20 protein-coding genes and 1 tRNA gene are annotated in these 19,826 nt (G+C 60.0%); 6 read left to right on the top strand and 15 right to left on the bottom strand.

The features are described 5' to 3' along the window. Positions 1-42: 42 nt before the first annotated feature. The 5 genes from aspA to HMPREF3145_RS10445 are packed head-to-tail and all read right to left on the bottom strand — an operon-like array spanning position 43 to position 4,671. Positions 43-1,476, bottom strand: coding sequence for an aspartate ammonia-lyase (gene aspA / locus HMPREF3145_RS10465; protein ID WP_070423166.1), 1,434 nt, complete (start codon positions 1,474-1,476; stop codon positions 43-45). A 55-nt stretch (positions 1,477-1,531) separates the two neighbouring features. Then, positions 1,532-2,206 (bottom strand): HAD family hydrolase, encoded by a 675-nt coding sequence (locus HMPREF3145_RS10460; protein ID WP_256365579.1) that lies wholly within the window; start codon positions 2,204-2,206, stop codon positions 1,532-1,534. Then, complete coding sequence (locus HMPREF3145_RS10455) at positions 2,199-2,594, bottom strand: hypothetical protein (protein WP_070423164.1); 396 nt, start codon at positions 2,592-2,594, stop codon at positions 2,199-2,201. The genes HMPREF3145_RS10460 and HMPREF3145_RS10455 overlap by 8 nt, the downstream gene beginning before the upstream one ends. Before the next feature lie 24 nt (positions 2,595-2,618). Next, positions 2,619-3,833, bottom strand: a complete 1,215-nt coding sequence (gene mshC, locus HMPREF3145_RS10450; protein WP_070423163.1) for a cysteine--1-D-myo-inosityl 2-amino-2-deoxy-alpha-D-glucopyranoside ligase — start codon at positions 3,831-3,833, stop codon at positions 2,619-2,621. A gap of 10 nt (positions 3,834-3,843) precedes the next feature. Beyond that, complete coding sequence (locus HMPREF3145_RS10445) at positions 3,844-4,671, bottom strand: undecaprenyl-diphosphate phosphatase (protein ID WP_070423249.1); 828 nt, start codon at positions 4,669-4,671, stop codon at positions 3,844-3,846. A 72-nt stretch (positions 4,672-4,743) separates the two neighbouring features. On the opposite strand from HMPREF3145_RS10445, the gene HMPREF3145_RS10440 reads away from it, so the two are divergent. Both HMPREF3145_RS10440 and HMPREF3145_RS10435 read left to right on the top strand, forming a co-directional pair. Then, positions 4,744-5,781, top strand: a complete 1,038-nt coding sequence (locus HMPREF3145_RS10440) for a YncE family protein (protein ID WP_244268727.1) — start codon at positions 4,744-4,746, stop codon at positions 5,779-5,781. A 9-nt stretch (positions 5,782-5,790) separates the two neighbouring features. Further along, the gene (locus HMPREF3145_RS10435; protein ID WP_070423162.1) at positions 5,791-6,870 is read left to right on the top strand and encodes a quinone-dependent dihydroorotate dehydrogenase; all 1,080 of its coding nucleotides are present in this window, start codon (positions 5,791-5,793) and stop codon (positions 6,868-6,870) included. Here HMPREF3145_RS10435 and HMPREF3145_RS10430 read toward each other — a convergent pair. The 4 genes from HMPREF3145_RS10430 to HMPREF3145_RS10415 are packed head-to-tail and all read right to left on the bottom strand — an operon-like array spanning position 6,867 to position 11,034. Continuing rightward, complete coding sequence (locus HMPREF3145_RS10430) at positions 6,867-7,223, bottom strand: hypothetical protein (RefSeq protein WP_070423161.1); 357 nt, start codon at positions 7,221-7,223, stop codon at positions 6,867-6,869. The two genes, HMPREF3145_RS10435 and HMPREF3145_RS10430, sit on opposite strands and share 4 nt — an antisense overlap. A 10-nt stretch (positions 7,224-7,233) precedes the next feature. After that, positions 7,234-7,767 carry a YbhB/YbcL family Raf kinase inhibitor-like protein gene (locus HMPREF3145_RS10425; protein ID WP_070423160.1) on the bottom strand — a complete coding sequence of 178 codons (534 nt, stop codon included), beginning with the start codon at positions 7,765-7,767 and terminating at the stop codon, positions 7,234-7,236. A 21-nt stretch (positions 7,768-7,788) separates the two neighbouring features. After that, the gene (locus HMPREF3145_RS10420) at positions 7,789-9,594 is read right to left on the bottom strand and encodes an ABC transporter ATP-binding protein (protein ID WP_070423159.1); all 1,806 of its coding nucleotides are present in this window, start codon (positions 9,592-9,594) and stop codon (positions 7,789-7,791) included. Further along, positions 9,595-11,034: an ABC transporter ATP-binding protein gene (locus HMPREF3145_RS10415; RefSeq protein ID WP_349018360.1), complete on the bottom strand. Its 1,440-nt coding sequence runs from the start codon at positions 11,032-11,034 to the stop codon at positions 9,595-9,597. A 231-nt stretch (positions 11,035-11,265) separates the two neighbouring features. Between HMPREF3145_RS10415 and HMPREF3145_RS10410 the strand changes: the two genes are divergently transcribed. The 3 genes from HMPREF3145_RS10410 to HMPREF3145_RS10400 all read left to right on the top strand — a co-directional run bounded on the left by HMPREF3145_RS10410 (position 11,266) and on the right by HMPREF3145_RS10400 (position 12,672). Next, positions 11,266-11,351, top strand: a tRNA-Leu gene (locus HMPREF3145_RS10410). Positions 11,352-11,428: 77 nt separating this feature from the next. Continuing rightward, positions 11,429-12,076 (top strand): TVP38/TMEM64 family protein, encoded by a 648-nt coding sequence (locus HMPREF3145_RS10405; RefSeq protein WP_070423157.1) that lies wholly within the window; start codon positions 11,429-11,431, stop codon positions 12,074-12,076. Between the two features lie 35 nt (positions 12,077-12,111). Beyond that, positions 12,112-12,672 carry a MarR family transcriptional regulator gene (locus HMPREF3145_RS10400; RefSeq protein WP_070423156.1) on the top strand — a complete coding sequence of 187 codons (561 nt, stop codon included), beginning with the start codon at positions 12,112-12,114 and terminating at the stop codon, positions 12,670-12,672. Here HMPREF3145_RS10400 and HMPREF3145_RS10395 read toward each other — a convergent pair. Genes HMPREF3145_RS10395 through HMPREF3145_RS10385 form a run of 3 tightly spaced genes read right to left on the bottom strand, consistent with a single transcriptional unit; the run spans position 12,644 to position 15,176 of the window. After that, positions 12,644-13,885 (bottom strand): SPFH domain-containing protein, encoded by a 1,242-nt coding sequence (locus HMPREF3145_RS10395; protein WP_083279524.1) that lies wholly within the window; start codon positions 13,883-13,885, stop codon positions 12,644-12,646. The two genes, HMPREF3145_RS10400 and HMPREF3145_RS10395, sit on opposite strands and share 29 nt — an antisense overlap. Further along, positions 13,886-14,314 (bottom strand): NfeD family protein, encoded by a 429-nt coding sequence (locus HMPREF3145_RS10390; RefSeq protein WP_070423155.1) that lies wholly within the window; start codon positions 14,312-14,314, stop codon positions 13,886-13,888. A 10-nt stretch (positions 14,315-14,324) separates the two neighbouring features. Beyond that, positions 14,325-15,176, bottom strand: coding sequence for a DUF3097 domain-containing protein (locus tag HMPREF3145_RS10385; protein WP_070423154.1), 852 nt, complete (start codon positions 15,174-15,176; stop codon positions 14,325-14,327). A gap of 40 nt (positions 15,177-15,216) precedes the next feature. On the opposite strand from HMPREF3145_RS10385, the gene HMPREF3145_RS10380 reads away from it, so the two are divergent. Continuing rightward, positions 15,217-15,972: a hypothetical protein gene (locus HMPREF3145_RS10380; RefSeq protein WP_070423247.1), complete on the top strand. Its 756-nt coding sequence runs from the start codon at positions 15,217-15,219 to the stop codon at positions 15,970-15,972. Here HMPREF3145_RS10380 and HMPREF3145_RS10375 read toward each other — a convergent pair. The 3 genes from HMPREF3145_RS10375 to HMPREF3145_RS10365 form a co-directional block, all read right to left on the bottom strand. After that, positions 15,969-17,027 (bottom strand): ferrochelatase, encoded by a 1,059-nt coding sequence (locus HMPREF3145_RS10375; RefSeq protein WP_070423153.1) that lies wholly within the window; start codon positions 17,025-17,027, stop codon positions 15,969-15,971. The genes HMPREF3145_RS10380 and HMPREF3145_RS10375 overlap by 4 nt on opposite strands. 31 nt (positions 17,028-17,058) lie before the next feature. Next, the gene (locus tag HMPREF3145_RS10370) at positions 17,059-18,717 is read right to left on the bottom strand and encodes a DIP1281 family NlpC/P60 protein (protein ID WP_070423152.1); all 1,659 of its coding nucleotides are present in this window, start codon (positions 18,715-18,717) and stop codon (positions 17,059-17,061) included. A 568-nt stretch (positions 18,718-19,285) separates the two neighbouring features. Beyond that, complete coding sequence (locus HMPREF3145_RS10365) at positions 19,286-19,759, bottom strand: Rv1476 family membrane protein (protein WP_083279523.1); 474 nt, start codon at positions 19,757-19,759, stop codon at positions 19,286-19,288. Positions 19,760-19,826: the final 67 nt, after the last annotated feature.

Genomic DNA, 19,826 nt, shown 5'->3' with positions numbered 1-19,826 from the left:
CCCGGTTCACCGCTGACGCGGAAGGAAATGCGGTTTTAAAACCTAATTAGCGTCGTCCTCATCAACGTAGAGCTTGCCGCGGAATTCCGGGTGCATGAGGTTTTCCTTGCTCAGCAACCGCTTCAAATCCTCTTCCTCAATAAGGCCCTTCTCCAGCACTAGGTCATAGACACTCTTACCGGTGGAAGCAGCCTCACGGCCAATGATGTCGCCGTTATGGTGACCAATCACCGGGTTGAGATAGGTGACGATGCCGATCGAGTTAGTCACGTAAGCCTCGCACACGTCCTTGTTCGCAGTGATGCCCACAACGCACTTCTCGCGCAGCGTACGTGCCGCATTGGCCAGCAGACGGATCGACTCAAACAAGGACTGAGCAATGACCGGCTCCATGACGTTGAGCTGGAGCTGACCTGCCTCAGCAGCCATGGAGACCGTCACGTCGTTGCCGAAGACCTTGAAGCACACCTGGTTGACAACCTCCGGGATAACCGGGTTGACCTTGGCCGGCATGATCGAGGAACCAGCCTGGCGCTCCGGAAGGTTGATCTCGTTCAGACCAGCGCGAGGACCGGACGACAGCAGACGCAGGTCGTTACACATCTTGGAGAGCTTCATTGCCGCACGCTTGATAGCGCCGTGCATCATGACGTAGTCGCCGGTATCCGAAGTGGCTTCGATCAGATCCGGAGAGGCCTGGATGTCCAGGCCGGTGACCTCGCGAAGTGCCGTGACAACCTGATCTTTGTAGCCGTTCGGAGTGTTAATTCCCGTACCGATTGCGGTTGCGCCAAGGTTGACTTCCAGCAGGGACGTCGCAGCGTTGCTGATGGTGCGCTGCTCTTCATTGAGGTTTGCGCCAAACGCAGTGAATTCCTGACCCAGCGTCATCGGAACCGCGTCCTGCAACTGAGTACGACCCATTTTGATGATGTCGGAAAACTCGTCGCCTTTCGCGCGCAGTGCCTTCTGCAGCTCGTCGAGCTCCTCAAGCAAGCCCTGCACCGCGTAGTACACACCGAGACGCAGACCAGTCGGGTACGCATCGTTGGTGGACTGGGACATATTCACATCATCGTTCGGATTGATGATGTCGTAGGAGCCCTTCTCAGCACCAACGTATTCCAGTGCGAGGTTAGCCACCACCTCGTTCGTGTTCATGTTTGCCGAGGTACCCGCGCCACCCTGGAACAGGTCGATCGGGAACTGATCCATGCAGCGTCCCTCTTCCAGAATCTGGTCGCAGGCCCACGCAATTGCTTCGGCTTTCTCGCGCGGCAACACATGCAGGCGACGGTTCGCAATAGCGGTAGCTTTCTTGACTTGGGCCATGCCACGGATGAACTCCGGCAAATCGTTCAGGGTGCTGGCCGACAACTTGAAGTTGTCTACTGCTCGCTGCGTATGCACTCCGTAGTACACATCAGCGGGGACTTCAGCCTTGCCAAGCAGGTCTTCTTCAATACGAGTGCTCATGGCACACCACTATACGTAGCAAAGCGAAGCCTCTCGACGATTGTGCGCGTGACACCTACGCCCCGCAGGCTGCAGCAAACCAGCGGTAAACGTCGTCGGCACTGGCCCCCACAAACAGGTGGGGATCAAACCGATACACACCGGCAGGTACATGATCCGCGAGCCCCAACACTGCACATCCCGCTGCAGCCGCAGCTGACATACCACTGAACGAGTCCTCGACCACGAGACAGTCTTGCGAAGCGGCGCCGACGCGCCGGGCTGCTTCGAGGTACATGTCGGGGGCAGGTTTCGGGTGGATCACTTCGTCGCCAGTAATGGTGCCGGTGAAGAACGCACGCCCAATCGCATCAATGCACGGATCTGCCAGGACGCGTTCTGTATTCGTCGTCACGAACATAGGCATGTGGTCTTCCTTCAGCGACTGCAGCACTTCAAGAATCCCTGGGTTGCATTCGATACCTGCAGAAAACAGTTCAGCCATTCGACCGAACATCCAATCTTTATATCGCTGTTCGTCGCCGTCAGTCAGTGTGTGCTCCGCCCACTGCGCCACAATGCGAAGCGTGTTCGGGAAACTCCCGCCAATGGTGCGCTCGCGAACCTCTGGGGTCAGTGGCCGACCAAGCAACTCCCCTAACTCGTAGGTCGCCTGTCCCCAGAGCGGCTCTGTGTCTATCAGCGTGCCGTCCATATCCCAGAAGACGGCCGCCGGACGCTGCCTACTCAAATTCCGGCAGCGCTTCTAGCGCCTCATCGGTCGCGCCCGCCGCGGTGCACACCCGAATCACGAGCGTCTCAATATCTGCTTTTTCTTCTGGCTCAAGCACCGCGTCCGCATGACGGACATTGAACGCCTCCAAGCGCTCGTAGAACGGGCCAACTAGCCCCACCAGTTGCTGGTCCTCTGGCTGGGAACCGAGTGCGTCGACCTCGTCGAGGTAATGCTCGAGCATTTTCCGCAACTCAGGCAACACGGACGGGTCGAATGGCTCGTCCCACAACTCCTTGTCTTCCTCAGAAAGGTAGGAGCCTGAGGCGAACATCGTCAGGTCATCGATAAACTCGTCGACCTCAGGCTGGAACTGGGCACGAATCGTGTGTGCTGCTGCGCTCATGACCACCATTGTGCTGGATGAGGCCTAGAGATGCACACCAAGCAGTCCATCAAGTGCTGTTGCAATCACACCGTCGTAGTCGCCCCGTGCTTCATCGACCACACGAAGAGCTGTGGGCGTGTCAAGGTCGTCTGCCAGCGCAGCGCGCAATTTATCGACGACACCGAGCGCCTCGTCTTCAGACACCTCGTTCGCCAGAGCCTCACGCCACCGGTCGAGTCGCTCCTCAGCAGTGTGAAGAATCGCGTCGGAGAAATCACGGTCTTCCCGGTAGTGCTGGGAAAACACCGCCAGCCGGATCGCGGAAGCCTCGTGGCCTTGCTCGGTGAGCTTGTGAACAAAGACGAGGTTACCTAGTGACTTCGACATCTTGACACCATCAAGTGCGATCATGCCCGCGTGCACATAGTGGCCGGCCATCCGGTCCACGTGCAGCGCGGCCTCTGCGTGCGCGGCTGAGAACTCGTGGTGCGGAAACGCCAGGTCCGAACCGCCACCTTGGATCGCGAAACTTGCCCCTAAGCGGTTCGTCGCAATCGCGGAGCACTCCACGTGCCATCCCGGACGACCTGGGCCGAACGGCGAGTCCCAGGCTGGCTCGCCCTCACGGTGACCACGCCAGATCAGCGCGTCAAGCTTGTCGCGCTTGCCTTCACGCTCCGGGTCGCCACCGCGTTCAGCGAAGTACTCCTCCATCGTTGCTCGGTCGAGGTTCGACTCGTAGCCAAACTGCTCGGTTGCATCGATCGAGGCATACACATCGCCATGGTCGAGTGTGTAGGCCACGCCTTCGTCGAGAAGCTTCTGCACCATCTCGATGACCTCATCGACAGACTCCATCGCGCCGATGTAATCGCGCGGCGGGATGACGGAGAGAATCTCCATGTCACTGCGGAACAGATCGATCTGGCTTGAGCCGAGTTCGCGCCAATCCACACCGTCACGCTCGGCTCGCTCGAACAGAGGGTCATCAACATCGGTGATGTTCTGTACATAGTGCACCTTGTGACCGTTAGCGATCAGCTGACGCTGCACAAGGTCGAATGTGAGATAGGTGGCAGCGTGTCCCAGGTGGGTCGAGTCGTATGGAGTGATACCGCAGACATACAACCCCACTTCGCCCTTCGCATCCGGCGTGGTATCCACAGGTTTCACCTGCTGATCAGCGGTGTCGTAGAGCTTCAGTGGCACCGAAGTGCCGGCAACGTTAGGAACAATTGGGTTCGGCCAAGCTTGCATGCGCCCAACCCTACACAGGCTGCATGACACCAGTGCCAAGCAGAATCATCACAATGACACCGAGTGGGATGCGGTAGGCAGCGAACCAGGCAAACGAGTGGTTAGAAACGAACTTCAGCAACCACGCAATGGAGATGTAACCGACGATAAAGCCAATTCCGGAGCCGACAAGCAGCTGCATTCCGGAGGCAGCCTGTCCCGCTTGCGGGTCAAACGCATCGGGCAAGGAGAACAGACCAGACGCGAGTACCGCGGGGATAGCCAGAAGGAAGCTAAACCGGGTAGCAACCTCGCGGTCGAGGTTGAGGAACAAACCACCCGAGATCGTTCCGCCGGAGCGCGACACACCAGGAATCAGCGCTAGGCACTGCCACAGGCCCATGAGAACGGCGTCCTTCATGGTCAGCTCCTCAAACCCACGAGACTTCTTGCCGCGGCGTTCCGCAAGAATGAACACCAGAGAGAACAAAATGAGCACGGTCGCGGTGATCCACAAGTTGCGGAAGTTTTCGCGAATCAGGTCCTTCAGCAACACACCTGCCAACCCGACTGGGATCGTGCCGGCGATGACCATCCAGCCCATGCGGTAATCAAACCCTCGCTTGGCCTTGTCGAACAGTCCAGCGAACCACGCGGTGAGAATCCGCCAAATGTCCTTGGCAAAGTACACAAGTACGGCAAGCTCGGTACCGAGCTGGATCACAGCGGTAAAACTTGCGCCAGCGTCCTCCCCCCAAAACAACTCTGAGACGATACGGAGGTGACCCGACGAGGACACCGGGAGAAACTCCGTCAAGCCCTGCACGATGGAGAGGACGATCACCTGTAGCCACGACATCATGGCTGCACACCCTACTCCGCACCGCGCTTGATCACTGAACGCAGCAGGCTGATTGCTAGGCTTACGTGCGTGATTGTTCGACGTACTGCTTCCCGTTTTACTGCCGCACTCTGCCTTAGCGCGGTGTTACCGCTCGCGCTGGCAGCATGCAGCGCCACCCCGAACGCAAAAATCGAGGAGGCGGGTGGCGACGCCGCAGCCAACATGGGCAGCGCCGAACCCGCCCAGTCCCCTGCGAGCGAGAACCCGGCTGGGCGTGTAGTGCAGTTTGAGGCTGTGCGCGACCTCGACACGACAAACGGTGTTGTCGGGGTGCGCACAGAAAACGCTCTACTGATTGGGTCGATCGACGACATTGCCAACGGCAAGGCTGAAGAGCATCCACTCGACGCGTCGTGCGGGGATGTATCTGCCAGCGATGGGTCGTTCGCAGTGGCGTGTGATGGGGCTGTCAACGTCTTCGGCCAAGCCGCGCAAACTATTAGCACCGACCTTCCGGTGACTTCGGCGACTGTTGTTTCCAGCGGTGAAGTGCTCGCTGCAAGCGATACGGAGCGCAAAGTGTGGGTGTTTAAGGACGGGGAACTGTCGGACACGATCGATGTTGCCCGCGAGACCGACCAGCTGCAGGCGGTTGCCCTTGACGGCCAAGATGACGCGGTAGTTCGCATCAGCAGCTTCGACACCACCATCCAGGATATCGACTGGCAGGGCTCCCGCCAGGGTGGCACGCTGCGCGTTGGCCTTGGCGTGGGCAAGGTTGCCGCAGGCGAGCACGGGCTTGTGCTCGCCGCCGATTCGACTGGCAACCAGATCCACGTCTACACCACCGACGACATCATTCGTCTCCAGCAGAGCGCACCTGTGCCGGAAGGCCCGTGGGACGTCGCGTGGGATTCGTCGCAACGCCTTGCATGGGTAAGTTCCTTGGCTGAAAACACCGCAACCGGATACGACATCTCCCAGGGTGTGCCGATCGAAAAGAAGAGTTTCGCCACTGTCGCGAACGCTCAGAGCATCATTTCGCTTGATGACGGCACCGTCGTCCTCGCATCCGCCACCGGCGATGGTATCCAAATCGTCGCACCCGACGAGCAGATTAACTAGGAGACCAACATGAGTCTTTACGACCGCGCCCTGCAACTGATGTTCCGCATCCCGCCGGAGCGCATCCACGGCATCATCAGCGGTGGCCTGCGTGTGCTGGATGCCGCGAGTCCCATCAACCGCGCACTCGAGAAGGTTGTACGCGTCCACGACCCCGTGCTGCGCCAGACAGTGTTCGGCGTTGACTTCCCTGCCCCGCTCGGACTTGCGGCTGGGTTTGATAAAAACGCTGAAGCTATCGACGCCTGGGGCGCCGTTGGCTTCGGCTACGCAGAGATGGGCACGGTGACCCCGAAGCCGCAGCCGGGTAATCCCGCCCCACGCCTGTTCCGCCTTCCCGCGGACAAGGCAATTTTGAACCGTATGGGGTTCAACAACAAGGGTGCACTCGTTGTCGCAGATAACCTGCGCAGCAGGAAGTCCGACGACATCGTCGGGATTAACATCGGCAAGAACAAGACCGCCGAAGACGCTGTCGCCGACTACCGCGCAACCGCTACCGCCCTTGGCCCGCTGGCCGACTATCTCGTGGTCAACGTGTCCTCCCCGAACACGCCGGGTCTTCGCGACCTGCAGGCGGTGGAGGAGCTTCGCCCCATCCTTTCCGTGGTGAAAGAGTCGACCACCACCCCGGTGCTGGTCAAGATCGCGCCAGATCTTTCGGACGAGGACATCGACGCTGTTGCAGACCTCGCTGTCGAACTTGGACTCGACGGCATCGTGGCGACCAACACCACGATCTCCCGCGACGGGCTGCACACCAATGCAGACGAGGTTGCAGCCATGGGTGCGGGTGGCATCTCTGGTGCACCCGTTGCGGCACGCTCACTCGAGGTGCTCAAGCGCCTCTACGACCGCATCGGCGGCCAATTGGCGATCATCAGTGTTGGCGGTATCTCCACACCCCAACAGGCGTGGGAACGCATCACTTCAGGTGCCAATCTGTTGCAGGGCTACACGCCATTCATCTACGGCGGCCCGGGTTGGATCCGGGATATCCACCGGGGCATTGCTGCACAGATTAAGGCCCACGGTCTGAACTCTATTGAGCAGGCCGTGGGCAGTGGGCTTGAGTGGAAAGCGCTCTAGGCCTTCGGTTGCACGCTGCGCCGTAGAATCACGGCGCAGAAGCCCGCAGCGATAGCCCAAGCGACAAGCCACACCGGCGTCGTCGTGAATAATGCGGTGTTCGGCAAAATTACCCCAAGGCCGATCAAGACGATCGCGATGAAAAGGGCGATAACCTGCGTGCGCGAGCCTTGCTGCTCTTTGTTCGTGGTCGCAAACGCACCGACGAGAGCGACAGCCACAAGCACCGTGAGCACCTGAGGGGTGATCACAAACCCCTCATCACCACGGGTAAATCCGACGACTGCATAGAGGACGAGTGCGGCGGCAAGACCTAAAAAGGCGCCGCCGACGCGAAGCTGCACAGGTACCATTCGCCGAATACTACTGGTTCTCGTACCAACCCCAGATGATTGCCCGGCCCAACGAGTGGAAGTTCAGGTTGAACCCGAGCTGCGTTGGGTTCGCGATCTGATCTGCCGGCAATTCCGTGTCCACCGCGTGGACTACGAACAGGTAGCGGTGCGGCCCGTGGCCTGCCGGCGGGTTTGCGCCGTAGAACCCTTTAACTCCGGAATCACCGGTGAGCACAACCGCGCCGACGCCCAGGTCCTCCTTGGCGCCTGCGCCAGCAGGCAGCTCGGTAATATCTGCCGGGATGTTGAACGCGGACCAGTGCCAAAAACCTGACGCGGTTGGTGCGTCCGGGTCGAAGCACGTCACTGCGTAGGTCTTCGTCCCCTCAGGCGCACCTTCCCACGCAAGCTGCGGGCTGGTGGCGTTATCGCCGGCAAGTGTGTCGTTGAGACGCTCGCCGTCAACAATGTCATCCGAGGTCACCGTGAACGAAGGCACGTCCGCCAGGGGCGCATACGGGTCGGGGCCGGGGAAACGGTCTGAAACATAGGAAGCAGTCATAGACCCATTCCTACCCGAAAATCAGTGACCCTCGCCACTCCACGCCTCAAAGAGTTGTGCGTATCTCCCGCCGGCAGCAAGAAGCTCGGCATGGGTGCCGTCTTCGATAATGCGTCCTGCTTCCATCACCAGGATGCGATCAGCGGTTGCAGCTTGATCGAGGCGATGCGCGACAACCAACGCCGTCGTGCCTTCAGTAATCCTTGCAGCAGCATCTTCGAGCATGTTTGTGGCATCACTGCCCGCCTCTGCTGTCGCTTCGTCCAGGATGAGGATCTTCGGACCTGCCAACGCCACACGCGCGAGCGCGACCTGTTGCTCCACCTCGGGTGGGAGGTCATCTGCGCCTGCTCCCACAGCGGTGTCGAGCCCATTGGGGAAGAGTCGGGCAAACTGCGTGCTGTTCGGATCCAACCCGACACTGGCGAGCGCCTTGAGCAAAACAGTGTCGTCACTTCCCGGAGCAGCCATAGACAGGTCTTCGCGCAGCGTGCCCGCGAAGATATGCACGTCCTGGGTGAGCAGGGTGACGTTCTTCGCAGTCCAGACGTCGCTGACTTGGGAGGTATCTACCCTACCAACTCGGATGCTCCCCGAAGTCGGCTCCACCAAGCCTGCGATAAGCGCTGCCAGCGTGGATTTGCCCGCGCCAGAAGTGCCGACGAGCGCCGTCGTCGTGCCCGCTGCGAGCGTCACCGAAAGGTCCTCAAGAACGTTAGCTCCGCCGGGGTAGGCAAAGGACACGTGGTTGATCTCAACGTCTTCAGGCGCATCGAGGTCATCGGGTACCACGGTGGCCGCTCGGCCGTCCGCTAGTTTGGCCAAACTCACCGCGCGCCCAACAGACGTGGCGGCGCTTTGGAGCTCTCCGATGAAAAACAGCGCATTAAACACGACGACCTCAGCACGGATCACCATGAACACAGCAGCGCTGGCCTCCCCAGGTGTCACAGCGCCTGTAGACACCAACCAGGCACCCCCACCAAGAGTGAGCAGCACCCATGCTGCGAAGGCGAACTGTCCGATGCCCATGAGACGAATGAACCAGGGCACACGATCCATCGTCGCCTCCACCGCACCCCAGGAGGTGCGACGCATGCGCCCAAGCGCCCAACGTTCTAGTCCGAACGCGCGAAGCGTCGGCAGGCCACGCACCGTATCAAGCAGCACTGCGTTTCTACGAGCCTCCGCCACACTCACTGCGTTTGATGCAGCAGGGATTGCACGCACAACGGCTCGCGCGAACGGGTACGTGCAGATACCGACTATGACGAGGATGAGGGCAAAGCGGACGTCGATAAGCAAAAGCCCGAGAAAGGTAATCGGAAACACGAAGGCTGTGGTGAGGACCCTGGATCCGATCGCGGTGATCGTTTGCACCACATCATCGATGTCCTTCGTCATGCGCGTAATCACGTTGCCGGTGCCCAACTCCATCACCCGCGGCACAGGCGCGCGCAAGATAGCGTCGAGGCAACGACGGCGCAGATCGATCGACGCACGGGCGACCTTCTGGCCCACCACATAGTTGCCCAGACCACGGAGGGACAGCTCGATCAGCATGCAAAACATTGCCAATGCGATGGCCCAAATAAAAGCACTGCTGCCAGAGCCGAGCCCGGGTATCGAGCCACCGATCAACGGGTCAACGCTGCGCCCAAACAGGTTCGACTGTGTCGTGTTCACAGCAACGATCACAGCCTGGATACTCAACAGCATTACCCACCACCGACGATCCAGTGCGTTCGGCAGTTCCGCAAGGTACGCGAAGGTCTCCTTCACCCCAGCGGGGGCAACGGCATCGACGCGCTCGTATTCACGCTTCATTTACTGCACCTCCAATGCGTTACCTGCAGAGCGCCACGCGGCATTTCCAGTGATCACTATGGTTGTTTTGTCCGCGCGTAGCGTCTTAACCGCCGCAACGACGTCAGCTTGGGTGACAGAGTCCAGCCCTGTTGTTGGGTCGTCCAAAATGAGCACGTCCGGATCCGCTGCGAGTGCGCGTGCAAGTGCCACACGTTGCCGCTGCCCGCCCGACAAATTCAGCCCCGCCTCCCCCAGCGGCGCATCAGGCAATTCACCGTTCTCTCGGACACCTCCGAGGCGACGCAGAATGTCCTGGCAATGCGCCGCAGCGAGCGCCTGCTTGACGACGACTGCCGGCAAATCACCGCGCGGATTCACGTTATCCGCGATCGTGCCCTCAAATACGTTGACGGTGTGCGGTGGGAACAGCACCCCCTCACGCTCCGCCCATGCCTCAACGACCGCAAACGATCGCTCATCCGGAGCGAGGATCCACAGCCCTGGACCGGGGATCGCGTTGGAGGTTGGCTGCGGCTCAGACACCTTTTCGGCTGCATGGTGCAACTCCACGATGCGCTTGCCACTGGCAACCGCCCTGCCCCACCCACTAGCTAGGTCACCGAAGGCAAATCCCGCCATATTCAGCGCAGGCGGCACTAGCAGCGCAACCGATGTCATCTGCCCAGGCGTGATCTCTCCGCGAAGCGTCAACCAGGCAGCAAGTGCCACGATCGCCAGATTGCACAGCCAAGCCACCACAAGACGAACAAAGCCCAGCCCGACTTCAACCTTCAGGTGCTTCAAGATCAATGTCCTGGCGTTGGCCGTCTCAACTGCAAAACGTTGTGCAACAGATGCACCCGCGCCAAGGCCCTTCACAGCACGAATGCCTTGAGAGACATCCGTGGCCAAGCCCGCGACATCCGCTTCCGCAGCGCGACGCTTCAACGAGATCCGTGTCACTGGTCCTGCGGTCCACGCCGCAAAAAGCCCAATGATCATCGCGCTAACCGGAATGGCAAGTGCCACCCACGGGGACACAGACCACATCGCCACCACTGCACCCGCGGCATAACCGATCGCCATAAGCGGAAACGACAGCAGTTCGCGGTACCGTCCGACCGTGCTTGCGTCTGCATCGATCGTGTTGAGCACCGTACCCGGGCTCATCGCGCCTGCACCATCGCGCAGCACTCCGGAGGATAAGTGTAACCGGGCGTTGTGGGTAACCCGGCCAACCGACGCTGCCGCAAGGCCGTCGCCGGTTGCCTCACCAATGAACGACAAAACAAAAATGCCCACCAGTACCGCAAACAGCCACCACGCGTTAAACGTTTCTTCGCCAAGGAGACCGTCCACGATCATGCCGACCACCACCGGCACGAACGCTGCGATACCGGAGCCAAAAAGGTAGCTCAGAATATGCAGTGCGAGCACACCCGGATACGCGGAAACCATGTCCCGAACGACCCGGTTACCTTCCTCCCATCGCGCCGGGTGGAGCCGGGCGGGGTCATGAGCAGGCGGAACTTGTGGGACGAACCAGCGGTACGTCAGCATTCTGCGCGGTGGAGCTATCACCCCGCAAAATTTAGCAGAATCTGCGCGTTATGCTGGCGATTTGGTACCTGCAAGAACCGACCCTATAGTAGTGCAGGTGCCCAGCCGAGAGGCTGAACAAACACCCTAGCCCGGGTGGCGGAATGGCAGACGCGCTAGCTTGAGGTGCTAGTGTCCTATTAACGGACGTGGGGGTTCAAGTCCCCCTCCGGGCACAGATAAGTCCCGCTCAGCAGTCAATAGAACTGCGGAGCGGGACATTTATATTTACAGACATGGTCGAGGAGTGCGTATGCCCAAGATATCGGGTTCCGCCCGCAACAAGCTCGTACTCGCAGCGCTTATCGTCGTGTTCATAGCGGGCTGGGTGTTTCTCGACGTCCCACCACTCTCCACACTTCGCACCTGGGCTGACACACTCGGCCCCTGGTTCCCAGTAGCGTTCTGGCTGCTCTATATCTTGATTACCCAATTCCCTATCCCGCGCACCGTGATGACCGTCTCTGCCGGCATTCTTTTCGGTTCGGTACAAGGGATCTTGATCGCGATTACCGCGACGACAGTCAGCGCAGTTATCTCACTGTTGATCGTGCGCACTCTGCTGCGGGATTGGGTAGAACCGCGGCTGACACATCCTGCTGTTGAGCAGATCAACCGGCGCCTCGAAGAACGCGGCTGGCTCGCGATTTTCAGCCTGCGCCTCATTGCAGCCGTTCCATTTTCCGTCCTCAACTACGCAGCAGCGCTCACGCGCGTTCCGGTGTTGCCGTTTGCCATCGCAACGTTTGCGGGTTCACTTCCAGGAACCGTGTTGGTCACTATCTTTGGCGACACCCTCACGGGTGAGGCAAACCCTGTGGTCATCGCAGTGATGGCTGTATTGGCAGTGATTGGCCTTAGCGGGTTGATTCTCGACGCACGACTTCCGGCGCGTAAGTAAAGGCTCACGGGTAGACCCGCGTAGTATTGGCAGCCATGATTGCCGTGCATGCGAAATACAGGGGCCGCGAAAAAGGGCGTGCTGCCGTCGTCGAGCGTTCCGCGGAGGCGCTTGGCACTCTCCCAGGCATCAGCCCGTTTGAAGTGCTCGGTGTTGAAGATATCCGCACCCTGGTGGATGACGCTGAGGCTTCGTTAAACCTGATCATGGCGCTGCTCTCCGACGGCAACTGGGCCATCGGCCTAGGGGTCGCTGCAAGCAACAGCGATGCCTTGAAAGCTGCCTCAAAGGCGGTTGGGGTGAAAGCGGGCCAGGTGCGTGTGGTCGTCGACAAGCAAGGCGCAACTACTGAGGCTGCGGATATCGCTGCCGCATTCGCCCTGCTAGCCCACGTGCTGCACAAGCGGACATTCGAGGGACGAGAAGCGACCTCGCTCGTGCGCCGCGGGCTGAATCAGAATGAAGCAGCAGCCGAGCTCGGCATATCCAAGCAGGCAATCAGCCAGAGGCTCCAGGCAGCGGGATGGCCAGCCGAACAAGCCGGCTGGCAACTGGCCCTCAACCTGATTACTCGGGCTGCTGATCTGGCTGATTAAGCGGGTTCGACACCTGGTCATTGAACCCGAAATCGGTCGGCTTGTTCGCAGGGGCACTGATCTCTCGCAACCCCGAGTCGCTGGAAGCCGTGCCAGCGGTAGGTTGGGTCGGATCTGGATCGTCTACGTGTTTGTTCGCCACCGCGCGGGCCTCTGCAAGCGCCTTGGCTAGCTCCGGGTCGGTCGAGGTGTCGAACCAACGCTCCGGATTGCCCTCATCGGCCATCTCAAGATCGCGCTCGTCAACCTGCGCCGCCTCGTAGCGGAACACTCCGTCGTCGTCCTTGTTGGCAAACGCCTTGGCAAACTGCTGCAACGAATCGCCGAACTGGGACGGAATCATCCACATCGTGGCCGCCTCGTTGTTGGCAATCTTCGGCAACTGGTCCAGGTACTGGTATGCCAGGAGTTCCGGCGTCACTCCAGAGGACTTAATCGCGGCGTTCACCTTTTGGATCGCACGCGCCTCACCCTGCGCAGCGAGGTACTTCGCGGCACGCTCACCTTCGGCGCGCAGCATCATTGCTTGACGCTCAGCCTCAGCGGCGAGAATCGCTGCGTGCTTCTCACCCTCGGCAGAAAGAATGCGAGCCTGCTTTTCACCCTCAGCGGTTTTGATGTCGGACTCGCGCTTACCTTCAGCGGTGAGGATCATCGCGCGCTTTTCGCGGTCCGCCTTCATCTGCATCTCCATGGACTGCTGAATCGACGGTGGCGGATCAATCGCCTTGAGCTCCACGCGGCTAATGCGCAGGCCCCACTTTGCGGTCGCAGCATCTAGCTCACCGCGCAGGCGGCGGTTAATGGTTTCGCGAGAGGTCAGTGTCTCCTCAAGCGTCATGCCACCAACGACGTCACGCAGCGTTGCCGTCGAAATCTGCTCCACACCGACGAGGTAGTTGTCCACGCCGTAGATGGCCTTCGCAGGCTCGTTGATCTGGAACGTCACCACCGTGTCAATCGCCACGGTCAGGTTGTCCTGGGTAATTACTGCCTGGGGCGGGAACGACACCACGCGCTCACGCGTGTCTACGCGCGCACGGATGCGGTCGATATACGGCACCAGGAACGTCAACCCACCGGACGCAGTGCGCGTGTAGCGTCCCAGACGCTCAATAACCGCAGCTTCTCCCTGCGGAATCAGTTTGATCGACGCTGTAAGCAGCGCGATAAACAGAATAAGTATGACGGCGAAGGTGACTAACCCACCCATTTAGGACTCCTTCCAAACGACGGCTACGGGTCCGTCGATATCGTAAACGGTCACGTGGGAACCTGCAGGAATAGTTTTTGCCGGATCCAGGGCGCGTGCCGACCACAGGCTGCCGTCGAAACGCACTTGCCCACCCCCGGGGCCGATGTCCTCGACAACCTCTGCACGACTTCCGACGAGCGCGCGTGGCGTCTCATCGAGCACCAGCGGCTTATCCATCCGCTTGCGCAGACGTGGCCTTAGGAAGAACCAGAACAGCAACGAGGAAGCGATAAACACCGCGACTTCAGCTGCAAGTGGAACGTCGAATAAGGCGACCCCCGATGTTGTCAACGCACCCGCAGCGAGCATGAGCAGCGTCAATTCGCCCACGCCAAGCTCGAGTAGCGCGAAACCTGCCGCGACAATAAACCAAATCAATGCTCCCACGGCGCAAATCTTACATGTGTGTGAGATCTTCCTTCGTGAGCTCGGGATTAGTGACGAAGTCCACCAGTCTCTCAACTGCACCGATAAGTGTTGAATCCAAGTCGCGGAAAGTGCGCACGGACGATGAAACGCGGCGCCAGCCTTCCTTTGGATCAGACCAACCCAAGCGACGGCACACGCCCGTCTTCCAGTCTTCGCCGTACGGAACCTCCGGCCAGGCGGCGATGCCGACGCTCTTCGGTTTCACCGCAGCCCAGATATCGATGTAGGGGTGCCCCGTCACCAACACATGAGGTCCTACATTTTCGACGAGCCGAGCCTCCTTAGTCCCCCTAATGAGGTGATCGGCGAGCACACCGACGCGACGGTCCGGTCCAGGCTGGAACTCGTCGAGACGCATCTGCAGGTTGTCTAGCCCTTCCAGATACTCGACGACAACCCCCTCAACACGCAGGTCGTGCCCCCACACCTGCTCAACGATCGCAGCATCGTGGATGCCCTCCACCCAGATGCGTGACGGCATTGCAACCTTCGCCTGCACGTTAGCAACCTTGCGTGAGCCCGAGTTGGAGCGCTTTGGTTCGTCGTTACGCGGTGCAACATATCGGGTGAGGGTGACACGCTGCCCTTCGACCATGAATGCCCCCGGCAGCATTTTGAACAGCCGCTGGGTTCCATAGCGGTCCTCCAGGCGGACGAAGTCGCCGTCGTAGGTTCGCTCGAATCCAACCACTGCGCCGACAAAGTCGTTGCCGACGATCTCCACGATGATGCCTGGCTCTGCAGGCATCTCTGGATACGTTGGCCTCCTCTTGCGCGCGTGGCCTTGAAAAATATCTCCGCTATACCGGCTATCTCCCATAGTGGCTCCGTATTCTATCCCCCTAGCTAGACTCAACTGGATGCACACGCGCGCTCAGATTTACTCGCCTCTCCAAAACACTGCAGTCTGGCTTGCCGCCTGGCTGTACAACGTCGAATCCACGGACGACACCCTCGACGCGTTAACAGACCTCGGCGGCACCCACACCTATTGCGACGCCCCCATGGTGCAATTGCTTAGCGACGTCCGCGCCGCCGCCGACCTTGAGTCTCCGGATCCAGTTATCCGCTTGATTCTGTGGGGGCCAGGACAGGCACCGCACCTCCGAGCTGGATCCCCCGCAATGGACGCCCTCTCCCAGGCTGGTGCGTTGGTTGTCCGGGGAGATGGGATCAGCCACATCCTTGTCCCCGACTACTCGGGGGCGGAAGTGCGCTGGCGTTGGTTTGAAGAAACTGAGCGGCTGCCGGAACCGGATTGGCTAACTCCGGGTGAGGCAGATCAACTGCTGTCGCGCGCAACCGATGAGGCCGCCGTTTTGATTGAGGCGGCTGGTGGCACCTCGAAGGAATTGCCAAATCCCCGGCTTACCGTCGGCACGCTCGCTGATTTCTACGACACCCCTGGGCTGCCGGCTGGGGTGACTGCGCGAGCGGCAAAGCTTTTTGCCAGGGCTGACCGTGTTGCCGCGACGATCGAGACGGTAACGGAGCGCCTCGACGACCACTCCTTCGACCCTCACCTGTTTGCACTGTGGCGGCACGTCCGCACCGCCCGCATGGCGGGGGTCGCAGACGCAGTGATCGATTACCGGCGCGAATATCTAGCGAATTAGTTTGCGCTACCCGGTCGGCCCGGGTGCTTCAACGGCTCGCAGCAATGCGGCTTGCACGGCGCGCCGTTGACGGTACAACCCTGAACAGTAACGTTAGACAAGGTTTCAGGCTTGTCACCATCGGTGATAGCTCGTGCGATATCGACGACCATGCCAGCGAAATCGGGCTCGAGCCCCACCGTCGCAACGCGATCTAGCGTGATGTTGCGTGCCTCGCAGGCCTGTCGCAGCTCGGTGTCGAGGTCCCAGATCACCTCCATGTGGTCGGTGATGAAGCCGAGTGGCACACAGATCAAGTGTGTAAAGGTGTCGTCTTGATCATGAAGCTCCTCGGTGCGATCTACGATGTCCGGCTCCAACCACGGCGTTGCCGGATTGCCGGAGCGAGACTGCCAGACAACCTCGTACTCTTCGACGCCGGCCTCTGCAGCGACCAGCCGGGCCGCCTCATGCACCTGCCGTGAGTACAGGTTGGCATCCTCCGGGCCACCTGAGACATCATCCGCAGCATTCGGAACACTGTGAGCAGTGAACAGTACTTTTGCACCAGCCGGCGCTGCATCGACGGCGCTACGCAACACGTTCGCCATAAGCCGCACGAACGTCGGGTGGGCGTAGAACTGCCAAAGCTTGGTGTACTCAAGCTGCGGCGTCACTTCGCGGATCCTCTGGATGTCTTCGTCGTACTGTCGGCAGGCCGAGTACCCACCCCATGCCGAGGTCACGAACACCAGCACGCGCTTATGCCCGTCAGCCTCCAGCTGCTTCGCAGTATCTTCCGCAAAGGGGTGCCAGTTCCGGTTGCCGAAGTACACCGGAAGTTCAATCCCCCGAGCCTCCAACTGCTTTTCGATGTTGCCAATCAGCACTCGGTTCTGTTCATTGATCGGGCTAACACCACCGAAGTGGAAGTAGTGTTCCCCTACCTTGGCGAGCCGCTCACGCGGAATCCCGCGGCCACGGGTGACATTCTCTAGAAAAGGAATAACCTCGTCCTTTCCTTCGGGTCCACCGAAGGAAAGGACGAGGAGTGCGTCGTAGTCGTTGAGAGCCATAGCCTTGAGCCTAGACTGTGGCCCCGAAAAATTAGAGCAGGCGGACCGCGTTCGGCGCCATGCCGGACCAACGGACCGGAGAAATCTGCACGTTCATGCCAGACTGCGGTGCCTCGATCATGGTGCCGTCGCCGAGGTAGATGGCAACGTGCTGGTTGCCGCCCGGACCCCAGAACAGCAAGTCGCCGCGCTGCGCTTCGCTCGCCGGCACATGCGTGCCGCGCTGGTACTGGTAGCCCGTGTAGTGGGGCAATGCAATGCCAGCGCCGGCGAATGCGTAAAGCACGAGGCCAGAGCAGTCGAAGCCAGCTTGGCCGCCACCTTCCAAGCCCGTGGTTGGACCGTTTGCATCGCCACCGCCCCAGACATACGGCGTGCCGATCATCGACTGAGCGCGTGCGATAACCGTCTCAACCTGCGAGGCGTCGGATACGGCCGCAGAGGCAGCACGAGCCTTCTCAGTAAGATCTGCCGCAGTCTGCACCTGCGGCAATACGTCAGCCACAGTGCCTGAGGTGCTATCGACATTGCCCAAGGCACCAGTGAGCCCTTCTGCGAACGCAGTCACAAGTTGGCCTGCGTCACCGCTATTCACTGCATCAGAGAAGGAGCCATGGTTCGCAGCAACGCCGCCAACCAGGGCCACGCCGACGGCGATGGCGCCAGCCTTCGCGATAGCGTCGTCGTCAAGCTGTGGCAAGCCTGCTGCCGAAGAAAGCGCAGCAACCTGGGACACGTCGTCGGACGTCGTATCTGAAGAAGAAGTCTGGGCGACAACACGCACGGCATCCACGATGGCCTCACGGCTCGGCTCGCCGGCTTCAGGGGAGGTACCAGAGATGCGCTCCCGAACACGGTCCACGACCTCTTCTGGGATCTCATAGGTGGCATCGCCGCGCGAAATGGTCAGGGTTGAAGCGTACGGGCTGGCCACAGGGCCCTCCGTTGTCTCATCGGATGCTTCCTGCTGCTCAGGCGCACGCTGCTCCTGGAGATCAGATTGTGCTGCTTCGAGCTCGCGTTGCGCGGCGTCGCGCTCAGCCGTGCTTGCCTCGAGCGCTGCGCGGTTGTCGTCGAGAAGCTGACGCGCTTGCGCCTCCGCAGCCTCGGCTTCTTGAGCAGCCGAGTCGGCAAGCTCACGCGTCTGACGCAGCGTCGACTCTTCGTTCGCCGCCTCTGCACGGGCCTGCTCCGCTTCCTGCAGCTTCGCACGCTTTTCTTCAGAACGCTGGCGCAGGAACAGCGAGCGATCCAGCACGTCGCGCTGCGTGTCCCTACCGCTAATCGACGTGAGCACATCGCTTGTCGACGCCCCGCGATACTGGGAGCGGCTTAACTCATCAAGCTCGGCGCGCAGCTTTTCGACGCGAGCCTGAGCCTCGTCCAGGCGACGCTTAGCTTCCTCTTCGCCGAGGCGGGCCTGCTGGGCCTTTGCATGAGCGTCGTGCAAATCGACGAGCGACTGGTTAACCGCCTCTTGCAGTTCGCCGAGGTTCAAGTTTCGGGCGTCCACGTCCGCTTGAGCGCGGGTGACTGCGGAAACGAGTTCGCTGACGGTAGACGTCGAGCTCTGACCAGAGGCAGCCGGGCTGACGAGGCCCACCGCCAACGACACGGTAACGACACACGCGGCAGTACCGAACACATTACGTGCACGTCCAAACCGGGTGCCCCTAAGTGGATTTGCCACGAAGGTGCTCCTTCACGCCGCACGCGCATACCGTGGCAGGCCTGCAGGTGATCAAGAAACCTGCAGGCGCGCCAAGGCACACATAAACCCTGACTAGGGGTAGGAACGTGCGGCCTCGATGTTGACTACTAACGCGGCAGCGCGAAGAAGTAGCCACCACAAGAATCCGTGGCGCTTCAACAATGTTTCAGGATCTCGGCGTGCTTCCCCACAAGCCCGATCCATCAGTCGAACGCTTGACTAGAGCGCTCAATGAAGCTTCACGCGAAACGTGTGACAACTATCGACCCGCGAGCCGATAGGAGCACCATACGTCAAGCCAACCGACTTGTATCCCTTTCGTTACATAAAGTTGATCAAGTCAAGTCTTGTCACATGATTCACACGCGCCTCACCTGCATGTATTGACACGCTTATTTGATGTGTGAGTTTGCTCACATCCAAGGTTACCGAACCGTTACTTATATGTTTTGACGTGGGCAAATGGCGAAATAAGGGCCGCGGAGCAGGCACCCTTCAGCAACCCGAGATGCTCCTGGCATTAATTCCGTCAAGTCTTGCAACTTGTCTAGCGCGACGGCTTTGGGCGCCGCGCAGCGATCGCGAGGAGGGCAAACGCGACCAGCACCACCCCAACAACTACCGGCCACATTGGAGAGAAGGAACTCGCCTCCCCTGTAAACGCTTTCAGTCCTTCGACATAATCCGCATGCGACATCATCGCGAGCTCCCCTGTCTCTATCTGCGCACGACTCAACTCTTCGCTTACCCCCACTGCGGTGTGGGGTGTGCGGATCAGCACCGTTGAATATTCCGTAGCGTTTGCAATGTCCTGGGCAAGATCTCGGAGCTGGGCAACCTTTTCTGGAGTACGCTCTAAAACGACTACTGCGGCAGGGTCAATCGAATCCGAATGCGGCGAGCTCAGCACGCCTTCAATGCCATTTCGCAGGTCATCGTTTACCGGATTCTCCGTACCAAAAGCCACGGCAGAGGTTTCAAGCTGGCCGATTAGCTCGTCCAATGTCGTCTCCGGCTCCACGATTACTCCTTCATGCCAAACTGCTGGGCCGATTCTAATCTGAGTGATTTTGCTGTAGTCGATAAGC

The sequence above is a fragment of the Corynebacterium sp. HMSC05C01 genome (genome assembly GCF_001807155.1).
Classification (GTDB): Bacteria; Actinomycetota; Actinomycetes; order Mycobacteriales; family Mycobacteriaceae; genus Corynebacterium; species Corynebacterium coyleae.
The sequence above is the reverse complement of the archived record's forward strand: the minus strand, read 5'-3'. Positions and strand labels throughout refer to the sequence as shown.